Origin of the sequence: Thermus albus, from assembly GCF_022760855.1 — a bacterium.
GTDB lineage: Bacteria > Deinococcota > Deinococci > Deinococcales > Thermaceae > Thermus > Thermus albus.
Genome location: NZ_JAKTNR010000009.1, coordinates 31,957 through 49,464, shown reverse-complemented (window position 1 = coordinate 49,464; position 17,508 = coordinate 31,957). Strand labels below are relative to the sequence as shown.

Here is a 17,508-nt window from a genome sequence, read left to right as displayed (position 1 = left end):
GGGAATGCCGGCCGTGGTGGGCTTTCGCCACCGGGCGGTACCTGACCACCAAGCCCTCTCCCTCCCCCTCCTGCGGCAGATCCTCGAGGTCTGGCTTCCCGACTTTCTAGCCTTTAGCACCCCCCTACTCCGCGGCCTCCCGGACCACGAAGCTTAGGCGGGCGCTGGCCCTTTCCTCCCCTTCCACCAAGGCCCTAACCGCCACCTTGCCCAGGCCCCGGCGGAAGAGGAGAAGCTCCCCCTCCAGGATCAAGGTATCCCCCGGCACCACGGGCTTTTTAAAGCGGGCTTCCTCTATCCCCGCCAAGAAAACCAGTCCCCCAGGCTGGAAACCCGGCTGTCTGGCGATGGCACCCACCGCCGCCTGGGCCATGGCCTCGAGGATCAGCACCCCGGGCATGACGGGGTAGCCGGGAAAATGCCCCTGGAAGTGGGGCTCGTTGAAGGTGACATTCTTCAGGGCCCGGAAGGTTTTCTCATCGGCATGAAGAACCCGGTCAATGAGGAGAAAAGGGTACCGGTGGGGCAGAAGGCGGAGAATCTCGGTGATTTCCACCGCTCACCTCTTAAGCACGTCGTCCGAGGAGAGGATGGTGTCCTCCAGCACGTGGAGCATCTCCAAGGCCTTGCCCGTGCCCAGGGCCACCGCCTCAATGGGGTTTTCCGCCACCACCACCGGCACCCCCGTGGCCTCCTGCAAGGCCACGTCCAGGTTTTTAAGAAGCGCCCCGCCCCCGGTGAGGAGGATACCCCTCTCGTAGATATCCGAGGCCAGCTCGGGAGGCGTGGTCTCCAAGACGGTTTTAACCCCCTGGAAGATCTTGTCCAAGGGCTCCTTCAGGGCTTCCACCACATCCTCTGCGGGGATCTCCGCCGTCCGGGGGAGGCCCGTGATCAGGTCCCGGCCCCGCACCTCGGCCACCTCCTTCTCCTCGCCAGGAAGGAGCTTGGCCCGCCCCAACTGGATCTTGAGCTCCTCGGCGGTGCGCTCCCCGATGAGGAGGTTGTGCTTCTGCCGGATATAGCGGATGATGGCCTGGTCCATCTCGTTGCCAGCGATCCTGAGGCTTTCCGAACGCACGATACCCCCCAAGGAAATGACGGCGATATCCGTGGAACCCCCGCCGATGTCCACCACCATGTTGCCCGTGGGCTCGGCCACCTGGATCCCCGCCCCAATGGCCGCCGCCAGGGGCTCGGAGATGAGGTAGACCTTGTGGGCCATGGAGGACACCGCCTGCACCACCGCCCGCCTCTCCACGTCGGTAACCCCCGAGGGCACCCCCACCATGACCCGGGGGCGGAAAAAGCGGCTCAAGGGGGAAAGAACCTTCTGGAGGAAAAGGAGGAGCATGCGCTCCGTGAGGGCGTAGTCGGCGATAACCCCATCCTTAAGGGGCCGCACCGCCACGATGTTCTCCGGGGTGCGCCCCAGCATGCGGTAGGCCTCGGCCCCCACCGCCTTTACCTCCCGCTTCCCTTGGACCACCGCAATCACGGAGGGCTCCCGCAAGACGATCCCCTTCCCCCGCACGTAAATGAGAACGCTGGCCGTCCCCAAGTCAATCCCGATGTCCTCACCCCTCAACATAATCGCCCCATTCTAGCCTACTTAGCGTACTCCACCGCCCGGGTCTCCCGCACCACCGTCACCTGCACCTGGCCGGGGTAGTTCATCTCCCGCTCAATGCGGCCTGCGATCTCCCGCGCCAGGAGGGTGGCCTTGGCGTCGGTGATCTTATCGGGTTTGACGATGACCCTCACCTCCCTCCCCGCCTGCACGGCAAAGGCCGTCTCCACTCCGGGGAAGGAAAGGGCGATGCGCTCCAGGGCCTCGAGGCGCTGCAGGTACTCCTCCAGGCTCTCCCGCCGGGCCCCGGGCCGGGCAGCGGAGAGCGCATCCGCGGTAGCCACCAAAACCGCATACACGGTTTCCGCGTTCTCCGGGTCGTGGTGGTGGGCGATGCCGTCTATGACCTCTAAAGGCTCCCCGAAGCGGCGGGCCAGGGCAATCCCGATCTCCACGTGGCTTCCCTCCACCTCCCGGTCCACGCTCTTGCCGATGTCGTGAAGGAGCCCCGCCCGCCGGGCCAAGGCGGCATCCAGACCCAGCTCCGCGGCCATGATGCCCGCGAGGTGGGCCACCTGTACGGAGTGCTTGAGGACGTTTTGCCCGTAGCTGGAGCGGAAGTGAAGCCGGCCAAGAAGCTGGATGAGCCCGGGCTTTAACCCCACCACCCCCGCCTCCAGGGCCGCCTCCTCACCCCGCTCGTAGATGAAGGTCTTCATCTCCTGCTTGGCCTTTTCCACCACCTCCTCAATGCGGCTTGGGTGGATGCGCCCATCCTTGAGGAGCTCCTCCAGGGCCATGCGGGCGATCTCCCGGCGGATGGGGTTGAAGGAGGAGAGCAAGACCGCCTCCGGGGTGTCGTCAATGATGAGGTCCACACCGGTGAGGGCCTCAAAGGTGCGGATGTTCCGCCCCTCCCGCCCGATGATCCGCCCCTTCATGGCATCGGAGGGGATGGGCACCACGGAGACCGCCAACTGGGCTGCGGTTTCCGAGGCCTGACGCTGCATGGCCTGGGCCAGGATCTTCTGGGCCTCCTTGCGGGCCTCGAGGCGCACCCTTTCCAAAGCCGCCCGCACCCTTTGGGCCTTTTCCTCCTCCAGCTCCCGGTCCAGCCTCTCCAGGATGAGGCGCTGGGCCTCCTCCGGGGAAAGGCCCGCCACCTGGTAAAGGCGCCTTTCTATCTCCCCTTCCCGCTCCTGAAGCTGGGCTTCCCGGGCCCTTAAGGCCTCCTCCCTTTGGGAGAGGGATTCCTCCAGGGCATCCAGCTTCATGGCCCGGGCGTCCAAGGCCTCACCCCGCTTGGAAAGCCTTTCCGCCTCCCGCCTAAGCTCCTCCCGCTCCCCTTTGAGGCGCTCCCTTTCCGCCTTTAGCTCCTCCTGCAGGGCTTTAAGCCTTTCCCGCTCGGCCTTAAGCTCCTCCCGCTCCGCCCTTAGGCGCTCCTCCGCCTCCTGCAAACGTTTCTTGGCCTCGGCCTCCAAGGCCTCCGAGCGGCGTTTGAGCTCCGATTCCAGCTCCTGGCGAAAGGACTTGGCCCGCTCCTCCGCCTCCTGGCGCAGGGCCTTGGCCTCGGCCCGGGCCGCTTCCAGGATCTCCTTGGCCTCTTTGCGGGCCGCCTCGAGGACCTCCCTGGCCTCCCCCTTGGCGGCCTCCAGGAGCCTTCTAGTATCCTCGGCCGTGCGGTCTTCTCCCTTGCGTCTAAGAAGCAAGGCCCCCGCCAGGAGCAAGACCAGGAGAATAAGCCCCAGGTCCAAAAGGGTTAGGGTCATCTACTCCTCCCCTTCCTCGCTCCCCGAAAGCACCACCTCGTGGGCCCTCTCCAGGACCTTGGCCCGGATCTCCTCCAAAAGCTCGGGCCGCTCCCGAAGGTAGTCCGCGGCCTTCTCCTTACCCTGGCCCAGGCGGGCCTCCCCATAGGAGAACCAGCTTCCCGCCTTCTCAATGACCCCTGCGGCCACGGCCACGTTCACCAGGTCCATCACCGGGTCCAGGCCCTTGCCGAAGTAGATCTCCAGCTCCGCCTCGCGGAAGGGCGGGGCCAGCTTATTCTTCACCACCTTCACCTTGACCCGTATGCCCACCGCCTCGTTGCCCACCTTGATGGGCTGACCGCTTTTGCGCACGTCCAGGCGCACGCTGGAGTAGAACTTCAGGGCCCTGCCCCCGGGGGTGGTCTCGGGGTTGCCGTACATCACCCCCACCTTCTCCCGCACCTGGTTAATGAAGATGGCGGCGGTGTTGCTCTTGGAAAGCACCGCGGTGAGCTTGCGCAGGGCCTGGCTCATGAGCCTGGCCTGCAGGCCCACGTGCTGGTCCCCCATCTCCCCCTCGATCTCCGCCTTGGGCACCAAGGCGGCCACCGAATCCACCACGATCACGTCCACCGCCCCCGAGCGGGCCAGGAGCTCCACGATCTCCAGGGCCTGCTCCCCGGTGTCGGGCTGGGAGACCAGGAGGTCTTCCACCTTTACCCCCAGCTTCTGGGCGTAAAGAGGGTCCAAGGCATGCTCCGCATCCACAAAGGCAGCCACACCCCCTTGCTTTTGCGCCTGGGCGATGATGGTGAGGGCCAAGGTGGTCTTCCCCCCGGACTCAGGGCCATAGATCTCAATGACCCTACCCCGGGGAATGCCCCCGATCCCCAAGGCCAGGTCCAGGCCCAAGGAGCCGGTGGGGATCACGTCCACCTGCAACTTGGGCATCTCCCCCAGGCGCATGACCGCGCCCTTGCCGAACTCCTTCTCAATGGTCTTGAGAGCGTTCTCCAGCGCTTTCCTCTTGTTCTCGTCCATGCTCACCTCGCAAAGGGAATCTTTCCAAAATGGTATATACGGGCCCCTTGGGCTTAAGCTCCGAGCGCACCAGGGCGAACTCCGTCACCGGCCACTCCAGGCCGAAGACCACCGGGGGCACCCGGGGAGCCGGGGCCTTGCGCCGGGCCAGGGTGATGTGGGGCTTGAAGGGCTTGTCCCCCCCGGCCAGGAGGGCCTCCTCCCCCAAGGCCTCCCGTATCCCCTCCTTAAGCCCTTCCGCCAAAGCGGCAAAACCTTCCCCTTCCGCCTTGGCAAACCAGACCCTTGGGGTGCCCTCGTTGGGAAAGTAGCCCGTGCCCCGGATGCGGGCGGTAAAAGGGGGATGAAGCCGCCCAAGGCGGTGGCCCAAGGCCAGGAGATCCGCCAGGTCCCCTTCCGGCCTTTCCCCCAGGAAAAGGAGGGTAACGTGGAGGTGGTGGGGCGCCACCTCCCTCCACCCCTTGTAGCGGGCCACCCGCCCCTGAGCCTCCACCAAGGCCCGCTTCACCTCTTCAGGAAGAAAGATCGCGTAGAAGAGCCTCATGTTAGGAGTAAGGCCAAGGCGGCATACACGCTTCGGAGCCGCACCACCTCCCGGTCCCCGGGGAAGCGGTAGCGGCGCACCTCCGTCCCCTTAGGCCCCGCCAGGGCCACGAAAACCGTGCCCACGGGTTGATCCTCCAAGGGGTCCGGCCCCGCCACCCCCGTGGTGGAAAGGGCATAGGTGGAACCGAAAAGCACCCGGGCGGCCTCCGCCATGGCCTTGGCCGTATCGGCGGAAACCGTCTTGGCGAGGAGTTCCTCCGGCACACCGAAGCGGGCCTTGGCCCCTACGGAATAGGATACCACGCCCCCCAGGTAGAAGCGGCTGGCCCCCGGTACCCGGGTAATCTCCGCCCCCAAAAGCCCGCCGGTGAGGCTTTCCATGGTGGAGAGGGTGGCCCCTTCCAGCTCCAGGCGGCGCTTCACCGCCTCGGCCAAGGTCAGGTCCCCCTCCCCCCAGACCTCCTTAAGAAGCCTTTTCTTTATCCTGTCCGCCAGGTCCGCCACCAGCTCCTCCCGGCCCCTCACCACCACCTCCACCCCCTGGAGCTTGGGGTAGGTGCCCACCTCCACCTCCTCGTTCCGTTTAAAAAGCTCCCCAAGCCGTTCCACGATCTCCGACTCCCCGATGCCCCAGGTCTTTAAAACCCGCTTGGCGTAGGGGCGGCGGGGAAGGTTCAGCTTGGGCAAGACCTCCGCCCACATGGGCCGCCACTCCGGGGGAGGCCCGGGCAGGAGGATCAGGTCCTTTCCCCCCTTATGCACCCACCAACCCGGGGCCGTGCCCCGGGGGTTCTTAAGCCAGGTGGCCGAGGGGATCCTCAAGGCCTGTTTGCGGTTGGCCTCGGGCATGGGCCGCCCCCGGGCCCGGAAAAGGGCCTCTATTTCCGCCAGCATGGCCTCGTCCAGCTCCAAGGGCTCCCCCAAGGCCTCGGCCACCGCCTCCCGGGTCACGTCGTCGGGGGTGGGGCCTAGGCCCCCCGAAAGCACCAAAAGCCTGGCCCGCTCCCAAGCCTGGGCCACCTCCCGGGCCAGGGGCAGGGGTTCGTCCACCACCCTGAGGGTCCTTTCCACCTTAAGGGCGTAGGCCTCGAGGCTCCTGGCGATCTCCGCGGTGTTGGTGTCCAGGGTTTCTCCAAAGATGAGCTCCGTGCCTACGCCGATGATTTCCGCCCGCTCCATATCGCCTCCTCAAAGGGCCAGGCCTCCACCTGAAAGCGCCCCCCATCCCCTTCCAACACCGCGCCCAAGGGCACCTCCCGGCGCACCACCCCAAAGCCCAAGGCCCCGTAGGGGGTGGCCCTGACCCGCTTGGCCTCCCCCACCTCCCGCCCCTCCCAAAAGAGGGGCAAGGGACCTTCCCCCTCCCGGTAAGGAGGGAGGCACACCAGACCCGCGGGGCGGTGGTACACCTCCTTGCCCTCGAGGCGGGCCATGATTTCCTGGCCCACGTAACACCCCTTGCCGTAGTCCACCAGGTGAAGAAGCCCCACGCTTTGGGGGAGCTCCCCCTGGATGTCGGAAAGAAGGTAAAACCCCTTAAGAAGGGAGAAAAGGGGATAAAGGTCCTGCGGGTAAGCCTCCCCTATCTCCTCGGCCACCTCCTCCCGGCCATCGGCATAAAGCCGGCGGTAGAGGGGGAGGTCCAGAAGCTCCACCTGATCAAAGACGATGTAGCGCCTAAGCCGGGCCCTTAAGCCCTCCAAGGTACCCCAGGGGGCTAGGAGGTAGCCTTCCGGGTGCGGGAATACCGTGGCCGCCTCCTCAATCTGGCCCCGATGGTTGAGGAAGAGGGCCCCCATGGGCCCGGATAGCCGCCTCAGGTCCCGGGTGCACTGGCTCTGGAGGAAGGAAAGGGCATCCGGTCCCCGGAGCAGCAAAACCCCGGGAAAGGCGAAGTACCCCTCGCCCGCCAAGGCTTTTTCCAAGGCCTCCTCCATGCTTCCCATTATTGACCAAAGGGTCAGATAGGGGGAGAATGGCGAACGTGCGCCTCTTCTGGGGCTCCTTTGTAGCGCTTTTCCTGGTGGGCGTGATCGTGGCCCTCCCGGGGGCGGCCCTCCCCGAGTGGCGGGGGCGTTACGGCGTGGGCGGGGAGGTCTCCTGGTTTTTCACCGCCCTTCTCCTAGGCTTGCTCCTGGGAGTCCGCCTGGCCCAAGGAGGAAGGCGCCACCCCCTTTTTCCCGCCGCCCTTGGGCTTGTGGGCCTGGCCCTGTGGGGAGTGGCGCTGGCCCCCACCTTCCCCTTGGTGGTGGCCCTAGCCTTCCTCCTGGGGCTGGGGGAAGGGGTGATGAACGTCCACGGCAACAGCCTGGTAGGTGAGCTTGACCCCGGAAGGCGGGTGGAACTCCTCAACCGGGTGAACGTGGCCTTCGGCCTAGGGGCGGTCTTCACCCCCTTCGCCCTCACCCTTTTGCCCTACACGGGCGTGCTTTTCCTGGCGGGCCTCCTGGCCTGGGCAGGTGCCCTTCTTCTCTGGAAGGCGCCGGCGGTATCCCAGGCGCCCAGGGAACGCGGGCCTGGGCTTTGGCCCTTCCTGTTGGTGGTGGCCGTCTATACGGGCCTCGAGGGCTCCTTAGCCGCCTGGAACCGGGTCTGGCTGGAGCACCTGGGCCATTCCACGGCCCTGGGCGGCTTCCTCCTTTCCCTGTATTGGCTTTTCCTAGCCCTGGGCCGCCTCTTTTTGGCCAGGCGGGTGGCGCAGAACCCCTTGGGCGCCCTAAAAGGGCTTCTCCTTGGGGTCCTAGCCCTCCTCACCTTCAACCTCCTCCCCCCCACGGCCCTCCTTTTTCCCCTGACCGGCTTCCTCCTAGGCCCCCTTTTCTCCACCCTCTTCGCCTTGGTGCAGGCCCGATACGGCCACCGGGCCCTGGGTGGATTGCTCTATGCGGGGGCCACGGGAAGCACCGTGATCCCTGCCCTTTTTGCCCTGTTGCCCACGGTGGGGATTCCCTATGGGCTTTTTCTCCTGGCCCTAGGGCTTTTTTTCCTAATCTCCGGATTGGAGCGGAGGGTAGCCCATGCTTAAGGCCCTGCTCTTTGACCTGGACGGCACCCTGGCCGACACCGACCCCCTGCACCTTTTGGCCTGGCGGGAGGCCCTGGCGCCCTGGGGTATAGGGGTGGACGAAGCCTTTTACCGGAAGCGGATCTCGGGCCGGCTCAATCCTGACATCCTCCAGGACCTCTTGGGGCTGGATGGGGAGGCGGCCGCCCAGATCATAGAGGCCAAGGAGGCCCGGTTTCGGGAACTGGCCCAGGACCTAAAGCCCATGCCGGGCCTCCTCGAGCTTTTGGAGGAGGCCCAGGCCAAGGGCCTCACCTGGGGCGTGGTGACCAACGCCCCCAAGGCCAACGCCCACCACGTGCTTAAGGCTTTAGGTCTAAAGCCTCCTCTTTTGGTCTTGGCGGAGGAGGTGGGCCGGGGGAAGCCCCATCCCCTCCCCTACCAGGTGGCCCTGAAAAGGCTAGGCCTCCTTCCCACGGAAGCCTTGGCCTTTGAGGACTCCCCCTCGGGGGTAAGGAGCGCCGTGGGGACGGGGATTACCACCTATGGGCTTCTAACGGGCCACGGGAAGGAAGCGCTCCTCGAGGCGGGCGCCATGAGGGTCCTGCGAGACTTCCGGGAAGCCCTAGCCTTACTCTAGGGCATACCTCCGGAAGGCCTCCTCGTCAAACGAGGCCCCCACCAGGTCCTCCCAGTAGAGCCAGCCCTGGCGGAAGGCGGGGAAGTTCAGGAACCCCCCTTCCGCCTTGAGGTGGAAGGCCAGCTCGTTGGGCTCGGTGACCCCCTGCTGGAAGGCCAAAAGGGCGGACTGGTAGGCGCCAAAGGCGCTTTGCGCCTGGCTTCCCACCATGGCCCTTTTGCCCCTTTCCCGGGCCAAGGCCAGCATCTCTAAGGTCCAGGTAACCCCGGTGCGGGCCGGCTTCAGGTTCAGGATGTCAAAGGTGTCCAGAAGAAGCTCCCGGCGGAGGTCCTTGGGGGTCATGGCCGAGTCGTCGGCGATGAGGGGAAGAATGGCTTTTTCCCTTAGTCTCCTCCGGGCCTCCACCTCCTCTATGGGCAGGGGCTCCTCCACGTAAAGGAGGCCCATCTCCTTCCAGGCGAGAAGGTAGCCTTCGGCTTCTTTGGGGGAAAGGGTTTCGTTGGCATCGGCGTAGAGATCCACGTCGGGGAAGGCCTCCTTGAGGCGGGCAATCTTCCGGCCATCCTCCTCCAGGTTCCGGCCCACCTTCACCTTGAAAACCCGCACCCCCGCCTCGTAGGCCATGCGGGCATCGGCAAGCACCTCCTCCTCCTGGGCTATGCCTAGAATGTAGGCCACCCGCACCCGGTGCTTAGCGGGCTTCAGAACCTGGTGCAGCTCCTCCCCTTCGCTCCGGGCCCAGGCCTCCCAAAGGGCCAGGTCCAAGGCCCCCTTTAGGCCCAGGTTGCAGGGGAAGGCCTCCAGGACCTTACGGATGGCCTCCTGGTCGTCGGCCTCCAGGCCAAGGAGCCTGGGCTTCAGATACTCAAGGCCTGCCCGGACGCTTCCCCAGGTCTCCCCGTAGATGGTGGGGCGGATGGCCACCTCCGCCCGGCCCAAGGAGCCATCGCTCAGCTCCACCCAGAGAAGGGCGTGCTCAATGGCCTCCATCTCCGAGGCCTTGCCCCAGCGCAAGGGCGCCTTTAGGGGGATGCGGAAAGGGATCAGCTCGAGGTGGCGGATACTGGCCATGAGGCCATTTTAGAGGCCAAACCGGCCCAGAAAAGCCCTCACCGCCCCCACCTCCTCCCTTAGGGAAAGCTTCTCCGTGTCCAAGACCAGGGCCCGGGGGTGGTGGGAAAGGAGGCGCAAGGGGCCCAGGGGATCGTAGTTCCGCTTCTCCTCGGCCACGATCTTAAGCTTGGCCAAGACCTCCTCCCAAGGGGCCAGGGCCAAGGCCTCCTCCAACTCTTCCGGGGACAGCACCCCTTCTGCCAGGGCCTTTAGCTCCGCCAACTCCTCCGGGCGAAGCTCCACCCGGTCAAAGGCATCCCCACGGGAAAGAAGCCGCTTCAGCCGCGTGGCCTCCCGGGCATGGAGGACCACGAAAAGGGCCTTGGGTAGGTGGGCCAGGGCATAGGCCACCTCCGCCTCCCCCCGAAGCCCGTCAAAGAGAAGGGGAAAGCGGGGTTCCCCATACCCCCGGGCCAGGACCTCGGCCACCCCTCCCGGGAACTCTTCCCGGAAGCGGCGGGTCAGGCGGAAGCGCTCCTCCCGGGGAATGGGCGGGGTTACCCCGTAGCGGGGAAGGACGTAAAGGTCCACCAGCTCCCGGCGGTCGGGAAGCCGGGGAAAGCCCAGGGCCTCCACCAGGGTGCTTTTCCCCACCCCGGTTAGGCCCACCAGGATAAGGAGAGGATGGTCCTTTAGGGGAACGAGGGCCGGGCGGGCCTCGAGGGAGAAGGCGGCCGACATCATAGGTGGGATTGTACGACCATCGCAAAAGAGATGGGCCGACTTGGATAAAATGTTCCCCATGGGGCATGCCGTCAAAGCCCTTAGGACCCTCTCTGCAGGGGAATACCTGGCTTGGGAGGAAACCCAGAGGGAGCGGCATGAGCTGGTGGAAGGCGTGCCCCACGCCATGGCCGGCGCCAGCCGAGTGCACAACCTCCTGGTGGGAAACCTCTATGCCCTCCTAAGACCCCTCGCCCGTGCCCGCGGCTGCCGCCTCTACTCGGAAACGGTAAAGCTCAGGATAGGGGAAAGCACCTTTTACTACCCGGACCTCATGCTGGTCTGCGCTGGCGATCCCCCCCACGCCTACTACGAAGACCAACCCTGCCTGTTGATAGAAGTAGTCTCTCAGGCCACCGAGGTTATAGACCGTAGGGAGAAGCTAAGCCGTTACCTGGGTATTCAGAGCCTCCAGGGCTACCTCCTGGTGGACAGCCGTACCCGAAAAGTAGAGGGGTTCCTTCGGCGGGGCGAGGGATGGGTTTACGCGCTTTGGGAAGGCGTCCAGGGGAAAACCATAGAGGTGCCATGCTTGGGGATCCACATCTCTATGGGGCAAATCTATGAGGACACGGGGATTCCCGAGGACACAGGTGGCCAACTAAAGACGGACCAAATTTAAGAAGTGACTGATAAGATGGGGGTTGATATGAAGCGCTTAGCCGCTCTCCTTACCCTGAGCCTAGCCCTGGCCCAGGCCCCCGCCTACCCGGAAAACACCCTGGGCCTAGGTTATGCCCCGGACAAGGGCCCCTACCTCCAAGGAAGCGCCCTCTTGCCCTTTAGCCCCTTGGGCATTGACACGGGGCTTGACCTGCAGGCCCTCATGGCCCAAAACCCTGAGGTCTTCGCCCTTTTGAAGGCCAACCTCTTCCCGGGCCTGGTCCTGGCAGATCTCTACACCTCGGTGGGGGTGGGCCTGGACCTGAGGTACCCCTTTGGCGTGCACCTGGGGCCGGTGGTGAGCCTCGAGGTGCCCGGAGGAGCCCTTTCCGCCTATGGGGGACTGGGCTACCAAGGGGGCTTCCACCTGGCCTGGGGGGCGGGCTTCAGGTTCTACCTGGAGCCCTTGGCCTTGGAGGTTTCCGCCTCCGACCGGTATCCCTTCCTCCTAAGCCTCCTCTACCTCTGGTAACGTGCGGCGCCTACCCCTTTGGCTCTTTTCCTTGCCGGCCCTTCTCACCCTGGGGGTCTTCGTCCTCTATCCCTTTTTGGATGTGATTCGCTTTTCCACCTGGGAGTGGTCGGGGCTTTCCGAGCCGAAACCGGTGGGGCTAAAAAACTACCAGGACCTCCTAAGGGACCCTGCCTTCTTTGGAAGCCTCTGGGTGACCCTAAAGTTCATGCTCCTGGCCCTGCCCCTTTTCGTGGGGCTTTCCCTGGCCTTGGCGGTGGCCCTGGAGGGGGCACCTTACGAACGCTTGGCCAAAAGCCTCCTCTTCCTCCCGGGCCTCGTCACCCTGGGCGGGGCCACCCTAAGCTGGTACACCCTCTTCACCCCCGAGTACGGGGCCCTAGCCCAGTTCCTCCCCATCCCCCCTTGGGACCGGGAAGGATTTTGGGCCCTTTTCATGGTGGTCCTCTTCACCCTCTGGCGCCACCTGGGGTATGGGGTCCTGGTGGCCTCGGCCCGGCTTAAGGCCATTCCCAAAACCCTTTTGGAAGCCGCCTATGTGGACGGGGCCGGGCCCTTGGAGGCCTTCCGCCACGTGATCCTCCCCCTCATGCGCCCGGCGGTGGCCTTTTTGGTGGTGGTGGGCACCATCCTCTCCTTACAGTCCTACTCCGCGGTCTTCCTCCTCACCCGGGGCGGGCCCTATGGGGCCACCCGGGTCCTAGGCTACTACCTCTATGAGTCGGGGTTTGAAAACTTCCGGTTGGGCTACGCCGCCGCCGTCACCGTGGTCATCCTCCTCCTCACCCTCTTCTTCGCCTATGCCCAGCTTAGGCTTTTGCGTCACGGGGAGGAGTAGCGGTGCTGGCGAAGGGCCTCCTGATGGGCCTCAAAGCTGGTGCTGAGAAAAAGCCGGCCCTTGGCGTGGAAAAAGTAAAGGTAGGGGCGGCCTTGGGAATCGGTGCGCACCGGGTTCAGCACAGAGAGAAGCGCCGCCCGCCCCGGGTTCCCAATGGGCCCCGGGGGAAGCCCGGCATAGCGGTAGGTGTTGTAGGGGGAGTCATGGGCGAAATCCCCGGCCTTCCGGGAGAGCTCAGGTAGGCGCTTGCCCAGGGCATAGGCCACCGTGGGATCCGCCTGGAGGGGCATACCCCGTTCCAACCGGTTTAGGAAAACCCCTGCGATCATGGGCATCTCCTCGAGGCTCCCCGCCTCCGCCTGGACGATGGAGGCCAAGGTCACCCAGGCGTGAACGGAAAGCCCCCTCTCCTGCAAAAGGCGCTTTACCGGAGGGGTAAGCTCGGACTCAAAGCGGCGCAGGAGGGCCCGGAGCACCTCCTCGGGGGTGGCGAGCAGGTCAAAGGTGTAGGTGGCCGGGAAGAGGTAGCCCTCCAGGGTCCTGCCCTCCACGTAGGGGGGGCGCAAGGCGCCGGGCTCCTGGACGATCCTTAGGAAACCCTCCCCATCCAGCCCGGCCTGGGAAAGCCTTCTGGCGTAGTCCACAGCCCTTTCCCCTTCGGGGAAGGTGAGGGTCACCGTAAGGGGCTTCTCCCCTCCCGTGAGGGCCCGGGCCAGGCGGAAGGCCCCCTCCCCCGTGAGGCGGTAAACGCCCGGGACCAGTCCCTTGGCCCGGCCGGAGAAGCGGAGATAGGCGGCAAAAAGGTAACCTGAGCGCAAAAGCCCCGCCTCTTCTAAAATCCTCGCCACCTCTTGCCCCGTGGCCCCTCGGGGAATGCGCACGGTAGCCTCCTTCCCCGTGGGGCCCAGAAGCCAAAGGGCATAGGAGAGGAGGAGGGCAAAGGTCACAAAGAAGGCCACCACCCCGCGCCAAAGCCAACGCCTAGAGCCTTCCCGCAAGATACCCCTCCAAAAGGATCACCGCACTCATCTCATCCAGCCGGCCCTTCTCCTGGCGAACCCGCTTGGGAGCATGTTTTAGGCGCCTGGCTGCCGCCTGGGTGGTGTAGCGCTCGTCCAAAAGCTCCACCTCGAGGCCCTTGGCCCTCAAGGCCTCCACCAGGGGAAGGACCCGCTGGGCCTGGGCGCTTTCCTTGAGGTCGGTGCGGAGGGGAAGGCCCACCAGAAGCTTACCCAGCCCTTCCCGGCGCACGAAGTCCAGGATGGCCGCCACATCCGCTTCCAGGCCCTTGCGCACCAAATAACCCCGGCCGAAGGCGAAGGGGCTTCCCTCCTCCCCCACCGCCAGGCCGATCCTGGCCTCTCCCACATCAAGCGCGCCCACCCGCATACGGCACGCTACGGTCCGCCAGCACCACCCCCAGGTAGAGAAGGGTAATCCCCATGGCCCTACCCACCTCCTCGAGGCCCACCACCCCAAAGCGGTTTAGGGTGCTGGTGGAAGCCAAGACCAAGGCCGCCAGGAAGATGAGGGCCGTGCCCTGGGCCCGCAAGGGGTTTTTGCGCCAAAAAAACAGGGTGGTGTAAAGGGCCACCCCTGCCATCAGGACCGTGCCCAAAAGGTTAAAAGGGATGGTCCAAAGCCTAGGCGAGGTAAGGCTGGGCTCGGGGAAGGCCTGACCCAAAGGGGCGTAGGGAAAAGGCAACCGGGAGAAGTCCAAGGGAGCCGAGAGCACCAAGTAAAGGCCATAGAGGATGAAAGGGGCCAGACCCCAAAGGAGGCCCCGGGCCGCCTTGGGGTTGAGGAGGGCCAGGCTCCCTAGGCCCAAAAAGGTCACCCCGTGCATGGCCCCGGTGAGGTACCAAAGCCGGTAAAGAAGGGGGTTCCAGGCCCCTAAGAGCTTGGCCAAAAGCTCGGCGGAAACCGCCAAGGCAAAGAGAAGAAGGCCCAGGGAGTAGAGGGCGTTATGCAGGGAAGGGCGCCTGCGGTAGCGCCCAAAGGTGAGGCCGAAAAGGGCCCAGGAGAGGGCCACAGCCAGGAGGCTAAGGGCTAGTGCCATGGCGCCATTTTACCCCAGGATACGGGGAAGGGGTTTAACCCTATCCCACCTCCGCGGTTAGCCCAGGGCCCCGTGGGTTCCGGTACACCCTTTCCCCAAACCAAGGGGGCGAGAAAGGATTTCGGCCCTAGGGCAAGAGGCTGGGAAGGGCCTCCCGCGCCTTCTCGGGGGATAGCCCACCCCCTTGGGCCAAGGCCCCCTTCCCGCCCCCCCGGCCACCCGCCCGCTCCGTGAGGGCGTGGAAGAGGGCACCCGCCTCGAGGCCCCTTTCCTGGGCCCGTGGCGAAAGCTTCAGCACCGCTTGTCCCCCGCTCAGGACCAAAGCCACATCGGCCCCCTTCTGCACCAGGTCGTCCGCCGCCTGGCGCAAGGCGGCCATGTCCACCGCAGGGATCTCCAGCACCCCGTAGCGCAAGCCCCCCTTCTCCAAAAGGGAAAACTCCTTTCCGAGCTCCGCCTGCACCAGGCGGGCCTTTAGGCTTTCCACCTCCCTCTCCTTGGCCTTGAGTTCCTGTAGGAGCTTTTCCACGCGCTCTTCCAGCTGGGCCTCCCCCACGGAAAGCCTTTCGGCAAGGAACTTAAGCCGCTTTAGACTCCCCCGGGCCAAGCGCACCGCCCATTCCCCGGCCACCGCCTCCAGGCGCCGCACCCCGGCGGAAACCGCCTCTTCCCTCTGGATGAGGAAGGCCCCGATCTCCCCCGTGCGCCGCACGTGGGTGCCCCCGCAGAGCTCCTTGGACTCCACCCCGGGCAGAGGGCTTCCCTCCACCCGCACCACCCGCACCACTTCCCCGTACTTCTCCCCGAAAAGGGCCATGGCCCCTTCCCGCTTAGCCTCCTCCAGGGGCATGTAGCGCCAGGTAACGGGGAAATCCGCCAGGACCCAGCGGTTCACCAAAAGCTCAATCCGCTCCAGCTCCTCCTCCCTAAGGGGCTCGGGGTGGGTGAAGTCAAAGCGCAGGCGGTCTGGGGCCACCAGGCTCCCCGCCTGGCGCACATGGGGGCCCAAGACCGCCCTAAGGGCGGCGTGGAGGAGGTGGGTGGCGGTGTGGTGGCGCTCCGTGTCCCGGCGGGCAGGGTCCACCACCGCCCGCACCGTCGCCCCCACCCGCAACACCCCCTCTTCCACCCTGGCCCGGTGCAGGAAGATGCCCCTTTCCGTCTTGAGGGTGGTCTCCACCCTGGCCCGGCCTGAGGGCCATTCCAACCGGCCGAAGTCCCCGATCTGCCCACCCCCTTCCGCATAGAAGGGGGTCTTGTCCAGGACCACCTGGACCTCGGTGCCGGGACCTGCTTCCTCCAGGCTCTGGTCCCCGGCCAAGAGGGCCAAGACCGTGGCCTCCGCCTCGAGGGTGCCGTAGCCTAAAAACTCCGTGGCCCCCCTCTCCACGTAAAGCTCCTCCAGCACCTGGGCGCTCTTCTTGAAGATCTCCCGCTCAAAGGCCATGGCGGCTCGGGAACGCTCCTGCTGCTCCTCCATGGCCCTCTTGAAGCCCTCGGTGTCCACCCCATAGCCCCTTTCCGCGGCGATCTCCACCGTGAGGTCCAGGGGGAAGCCGTAGGTATCGTAGAGGCGGAAGGCCTCCACCCCCGGCACCACCTCACCCGGCCTGAGGCCAGAGAGCAAGGCGTCCAAACGCTTAAGACCCCCCTCCAGGGTTTCCAGGAAGCGCTCCTCCTCGAGGCGGATCTGCTTCTCCACCGCGGGCAGGTTCTCCCGCATCTCGGGGTAGAAGTCCCCCAAGACCTCGGCCACCACCGGGGCCAGGCGGTGGAGGAAGGGATCCTGCAAACCCAAAAGGTAGCCGTGCCTTAAGGCCCGGCGGAGCAGGCGGCGGATCACGTACCCCCGGCCGGTGTTGGAGAAGGTCACCCCGTCGGAAAGGGCCGCCACCACCGCCCGGACGTGGTCCGCGATCACCCGGTGGCTCACGGAGGCCTTTCCCTCGTAGGGCCTGCCGCTCCAGAGGGCCACCCGCTGGATGATGGGATAGAAGGTGTCCGTGCGGTAGAAGTCCTCCACGTCCTGGAGGATGGCCGCCACCCGGTAAAGGCCCATCCCCGTGTCAATGTTCTTCTGGGGCAGGGGTTTTAAGATGCCGGGGCCTGGGATGGGGCCCTGGCGGTCGTACTGGGTGAAGACCAGGTTCCAGATCTCCACGAAGCGGTCCCCGCTCCCCGTGTTGGGGCCGGTCTCGTCCGGGGTGCCAAAGGCCGGGCCCCGGTCGTAGAAGATCTCCGAGCAGGGTCCACTGGGACCGTTGGGACCGTGGGTGATGGCCCCACCCGGCCAGTAGTTCTCGTCCTCGCCAAAACGGCCAATCCTTTCCGCGGGCACCCCCACCAGGTCCCGCCAGATGGCGTAGGCCTCGTCGTCGTCCTCATAGACCGTGACCCAAAGCCGATCGGGGTCCAAGCCCAGCCACTTGGGGTCGGTGAGGAACTCCCAGGCCCAGAGGATGGCCTCCTTCTTGAAGTAATCGCCAAAGGAGAAGTTGCCCAGCATCTCAAAGAAGGTATTGTGCCGGGCGGTTCTCCCCACGTTCTCTATGTCCCCCACCCGGAGGCACTTCTGGCAGGTGGTGATCCTTCGCCACTCCTTACCCCCAAAGATGGGCTTGGCCCCCAGGAAGTAGGGCTTTAAGGGGGCCATGCCCGCAGAGGTGAAGAGCAAGGAGGGGTCGTTTTCGGGGATGAGGCTGAAGGAGGGGAGGCGCAAATGCCCCTTGCCCTCAAAGAAGGACAGGTACTTTTCCCGGATCTCCGCCGTGCGCATGCCCTTGATTATAGGCAGTAGACTTGGGCCATGACCGTACAGATGCGCCGCTACCGGTTGAAGGAAGGCACCCGCGAGGCTTTCCAAAAGGTGTTCTTGGAGGTCATCGTCCCCTTGCGCCAGGCCACCGGGTTTAAGGTGCTGGGAGCCTACTGGATCGGGGAGCGGGAGTTCTTGTGGTTCGTGGGCCACGAGGACTTCCTCGAGGCGGAAAAGGCCTACTACAGCCACCCCGAAAGGCAGAAGGTGGACCCCAGCCAGTACCTGGAGGAGATAGAAACCCGCTTCGTGGAAAGGCTCATCTAGCCTCTA

General features: G+C 65.2%; 20 protein-coding genes. 7 read left to right on the top strand and 13 right to left on the bottom strand.

Going from position 1 to position 17,508, the window contains the following annotated elements:
* The first annotated feature begins 4 nt into the window (after positions 1 to 4).
* Entirely contained in the window at positions 5 to 157 is a 153-nt protein-coding gene (locus L0D18_RS09600) for a hypothetical protein (protein WP_243028669.1), read from the top strand.
* Here L0D18_RS09600 and fabZ read toward each other — a convergent pair.
* Genes fabZ through L0D18_RS09565 form a run of 7 tightly spaced genes read right to left on the bottom strand, consistent with a single transcriptional unit; the run spans position 125 to position 6,845 of the window.
* Positions 125 to 556 carry a 3-hydroxyacyl-ACP dehydratase FabZ gene (gene fabZ / locus L0D18_RS09595; RefSeq protein ID WP_243028668.1) on the bottom strand — a complete coding sequence of 144 codons (432 nt, stop codon included), beginning with the start codon at positions 554 to 556 and terminating at the stop codon, positions 125 to 127. The genes L0D18_RS09600 and fabZ overlap by 33 nt on opposite strands.
* A 3-nt stretch (positions 557 to 559) precedes the next feature.
* Entirely contained in the window at positions 560 to 1,591 is a 1,032-nt protein-coding gene (gene mreB / locus L0D18_RS09590; protein ID WP_243028667.1) for a rod shape-determining protein, read from the bottom strand.
* A gap of 17 nt (positions 1,592 to 1,608) precedes the next feature.
* Entirely contained in the window at positions 1,609 to 3,339 is a 1,731-nt protein-coding gene (gene rny / locus L0D18_RS09585) for a ribonuclease Y (protein WP_243028666.1), read from the bottom strand.
* Positions 3,340 to 4,362, bottom strand: a complete 1,023-nt coding sequence (recA, locus tag L0D18_RS09580) for a recombinase RecA (protein WP_243028665.1) — start codon at positions 4,360 to 4,362, stop codon at positions 3,340 to 3,342.
* The gene (thpR, locus tag L0D18_RS09575) at positions 4,313 to 4,906 is read right to left on the bottom strand and encodes an RNA 2',3'-cyclic phosphodiesterase (protein WP_243028664.1); all 594 of its coding nucleotides are present in this window, start codon (positions 4,904 to 4,906) and stop codon (positions 4,313 to 4,315) included. Before thpR ends, recA begins: the two co-directional genes overlap by 50 nt.
* A complete protein-coding gene (locus L0D18_RS09570) occupies positions 4,903 to 6,087 on the bottom strand; it encodes a CinA family nicotinamide mononucleotide deamidase-related protein (protein WP_243028663.1) in 1,185 nt (394 codons plus the stop codon). Before L0D18_RS09570 ends, thpR begins: the two co-directional genes overlap by 4 nt.
* On the bottom strand, positions 6,060 to 6,845 hold the full coding sequence (locus L0D18_RS09565; protein ID WP_243028662.1) for a YgfZ family protein: 786 nt from the start codon (positions 6,843 to 6,845) through the stop codon (positions 6,060 to 6,062). The genes L0D18_RS09570 and L0D18_RS09565 overlap by 28 nt, the downstream gene beginning before the upstream one ends.
* A gap of 38 nt (positions 6,846 to 6,883) precedes the next feature.
* Here L0D18_RS09565 and L0D18_RS09560 point away from each other — a divergent pair, with 38 nt between their 5' ends.
* Complete coding sequence (locus L0D18_RS09560) at positions 6,884 to 7,933, top strand: MFS transporter (protein ID WP_243028661.1); 1,050 nt, start codon at positions 6,884 to 6,886, stop codon at positions 7,931 to 7,933.
* On the top strand, positions 7,926 to 8,552 hold the full coding sequence (locus L0D18_RS09555; RefSeq protein WP_243028660.1) for an HAD family hydrolase: 627 nt from the start codon (positions 7,926 to 7,928) through the stop codon (positions 8,550 to 8,552). The genes L0D18_RS09560 and L0D18_RS09555 overlap by 8 nt, the downstream gene beginning before the upstream one ends.
* On the opposite strand, the gene L0D18_RS09550 is transcribed toward L0D18_RS09555, so the two are convergent.
* Both L0D18_RS09550 and L0D18_RS09545 read right to left on the bottom strand, forming a co-directional pair.
* The gene (locus tag L0D18_RS09550) at positions 8,544 to 9,623 is read right to left on the bottom strand and encodes an enolase C-terminal domain-like protein (protein ID WP_243028659.1); all 1,080 of its coding nucleotides are present in this window, start codon (positions 9,621 to 9,623) and stop codon (positions 8,544 to 8,546) included. The genes L0D18_RS09555 and L0D18_RS09550 overlap by 9 nt on opposite strands.
* Before the next feature lie 9 nt (positions 9,624 to 9,632).
* The gene (locus L0D18_RS09545) at positions 9,633 to 10,346 is read right to left on the bottom strand and encodes an AAA family ATPase (RefSeq protein ID WP_243028713.1); all 714 of its coding nucleotides are present in this window, start codon (positions 10,344 to 10,346) and stop codon (positions 9,633 to 9,635) included.
* A gap of 61 nt (positions 10,347 to 10,407) precedes the next feature.
* Between L0D18_RS09545 and L0D18_RS09540 the strand changes: the two genes are divergently transcribed.
* Genes L0D18_RS09540 through L0D18_RS09530 form a run of 3 tightly spaced genes read left to right on the top strand, consistent with a single transcriptional unit; the run spans position 10,408 to position 12,361 of the window.
* Positions 10,408 to 11,010 (top strand): Uma2 family endonuclease, encoded by a 603-nt coding sequence (locus tag L0D18_RS09540; RefSeq protein WP_243028658.1) that lies wholly within the window; start codon positions 10,408 to 10,410, stop codon positions 11,008 to 11,010.
* A gap of 27 nt (positions 11,011 to 11,037) precedes the next feature.
* A complete protein-coding gene (locus L0D18_RS09535) occupies positions 11,038 to 11,523 on the top strand; it encodes a bioflim formation protein (RefSeq protein WP_243028657.1) in 486 nt (161 codons plus the stop codon).
* A 1-nt stretch (position 11,524) separates the two neighbouring features.
* Entirely contained in the window at positions 11,525 to 12,361 is an 837-nt protein-coding gene (locus L0D18_RS09530; RefSeq protein ID WP_243028656.1) for a carbohydrate ABC transporter permease, read from the top strand.
* Here the strand turns inward: L0D18_RS09530 and mltG are convergent.
* The 4 genes from mltG to alaS form a co-directional block, all read right to left on the bottom strand.
* The gene (mltG, locus tag L0D18_RS09525) at positions 12,346 to 13,359 is read right to left on the bottom strand and encodes an endolytic transglycosylase MltG (RefSeq protein WP_243028655.1); all 1,014 of its coding nucleotides are present in this window, start codon (positions 13,357 to 13,359) and stop codon (positions 12,346 to 12,348) included. The two genes, L0D18_RS09530 and mltG, sit on opposite strands and share 16 nt — an antisense overlap.
* Entirely contained in the window at positions 13,343 to 13,750 is a 408-nt protein-coding gene (gene ruvX / locus L0D18_RS09520) for a Holliday junction resolvase RuvX (RefSeq protein ID WP_243028654.1), read from the bottom strand. Before ruvX ends, mltG begins: the two co-directional genes overlap by 17 nt.
* Positions 13,731 to 14,420: a hypothetical protein gene (locus L0D18_RS09515; RefSeq protein ID WP_243028653.1), complete on the bottom strand. Its 690-nt coding sequence runs from the start codon at positions 14,418 to 14,420 to the stop codon at positions 13,731 to 13,733. Before L0D18_RS09515 ends, ruvX begins: the two co-directional genes overlap by 20 nt.
* Before the next feature lie 127 nt (positions 14,421 to 14,547).
* Positions 14,548 to 17,196, bottom strand: a complete 2,649-nt coding sequence (alaS, locus tag L0D18_RS09510; RefSeq protein ID WP_243028652.1) for an alanine--tRNA ligase — start codon at positions 17,194 to 17,196, stop codon at positions 14,548 to 14,550.
* 30 nt (positions 17,197 to 17,226) lie between these two features.
* On the opposite strand from alaS, the gene L0D18_RS09505 reads away from it, so the two are divergent.
* Positions 17,227 to 17,502, top strand: a complete 276-nt coding sequence (locus L0D18_RS09505) for an NIPSNAP family containing protein (RefSeq protein WP_243028651.1) — start codon at positions 17,227 to 17,229, stop codon at positions 17,500 to 17,502.
* The last annotated feature ends 6 nt before the right edge of the window (positions 17,503 to 17,508 follow it).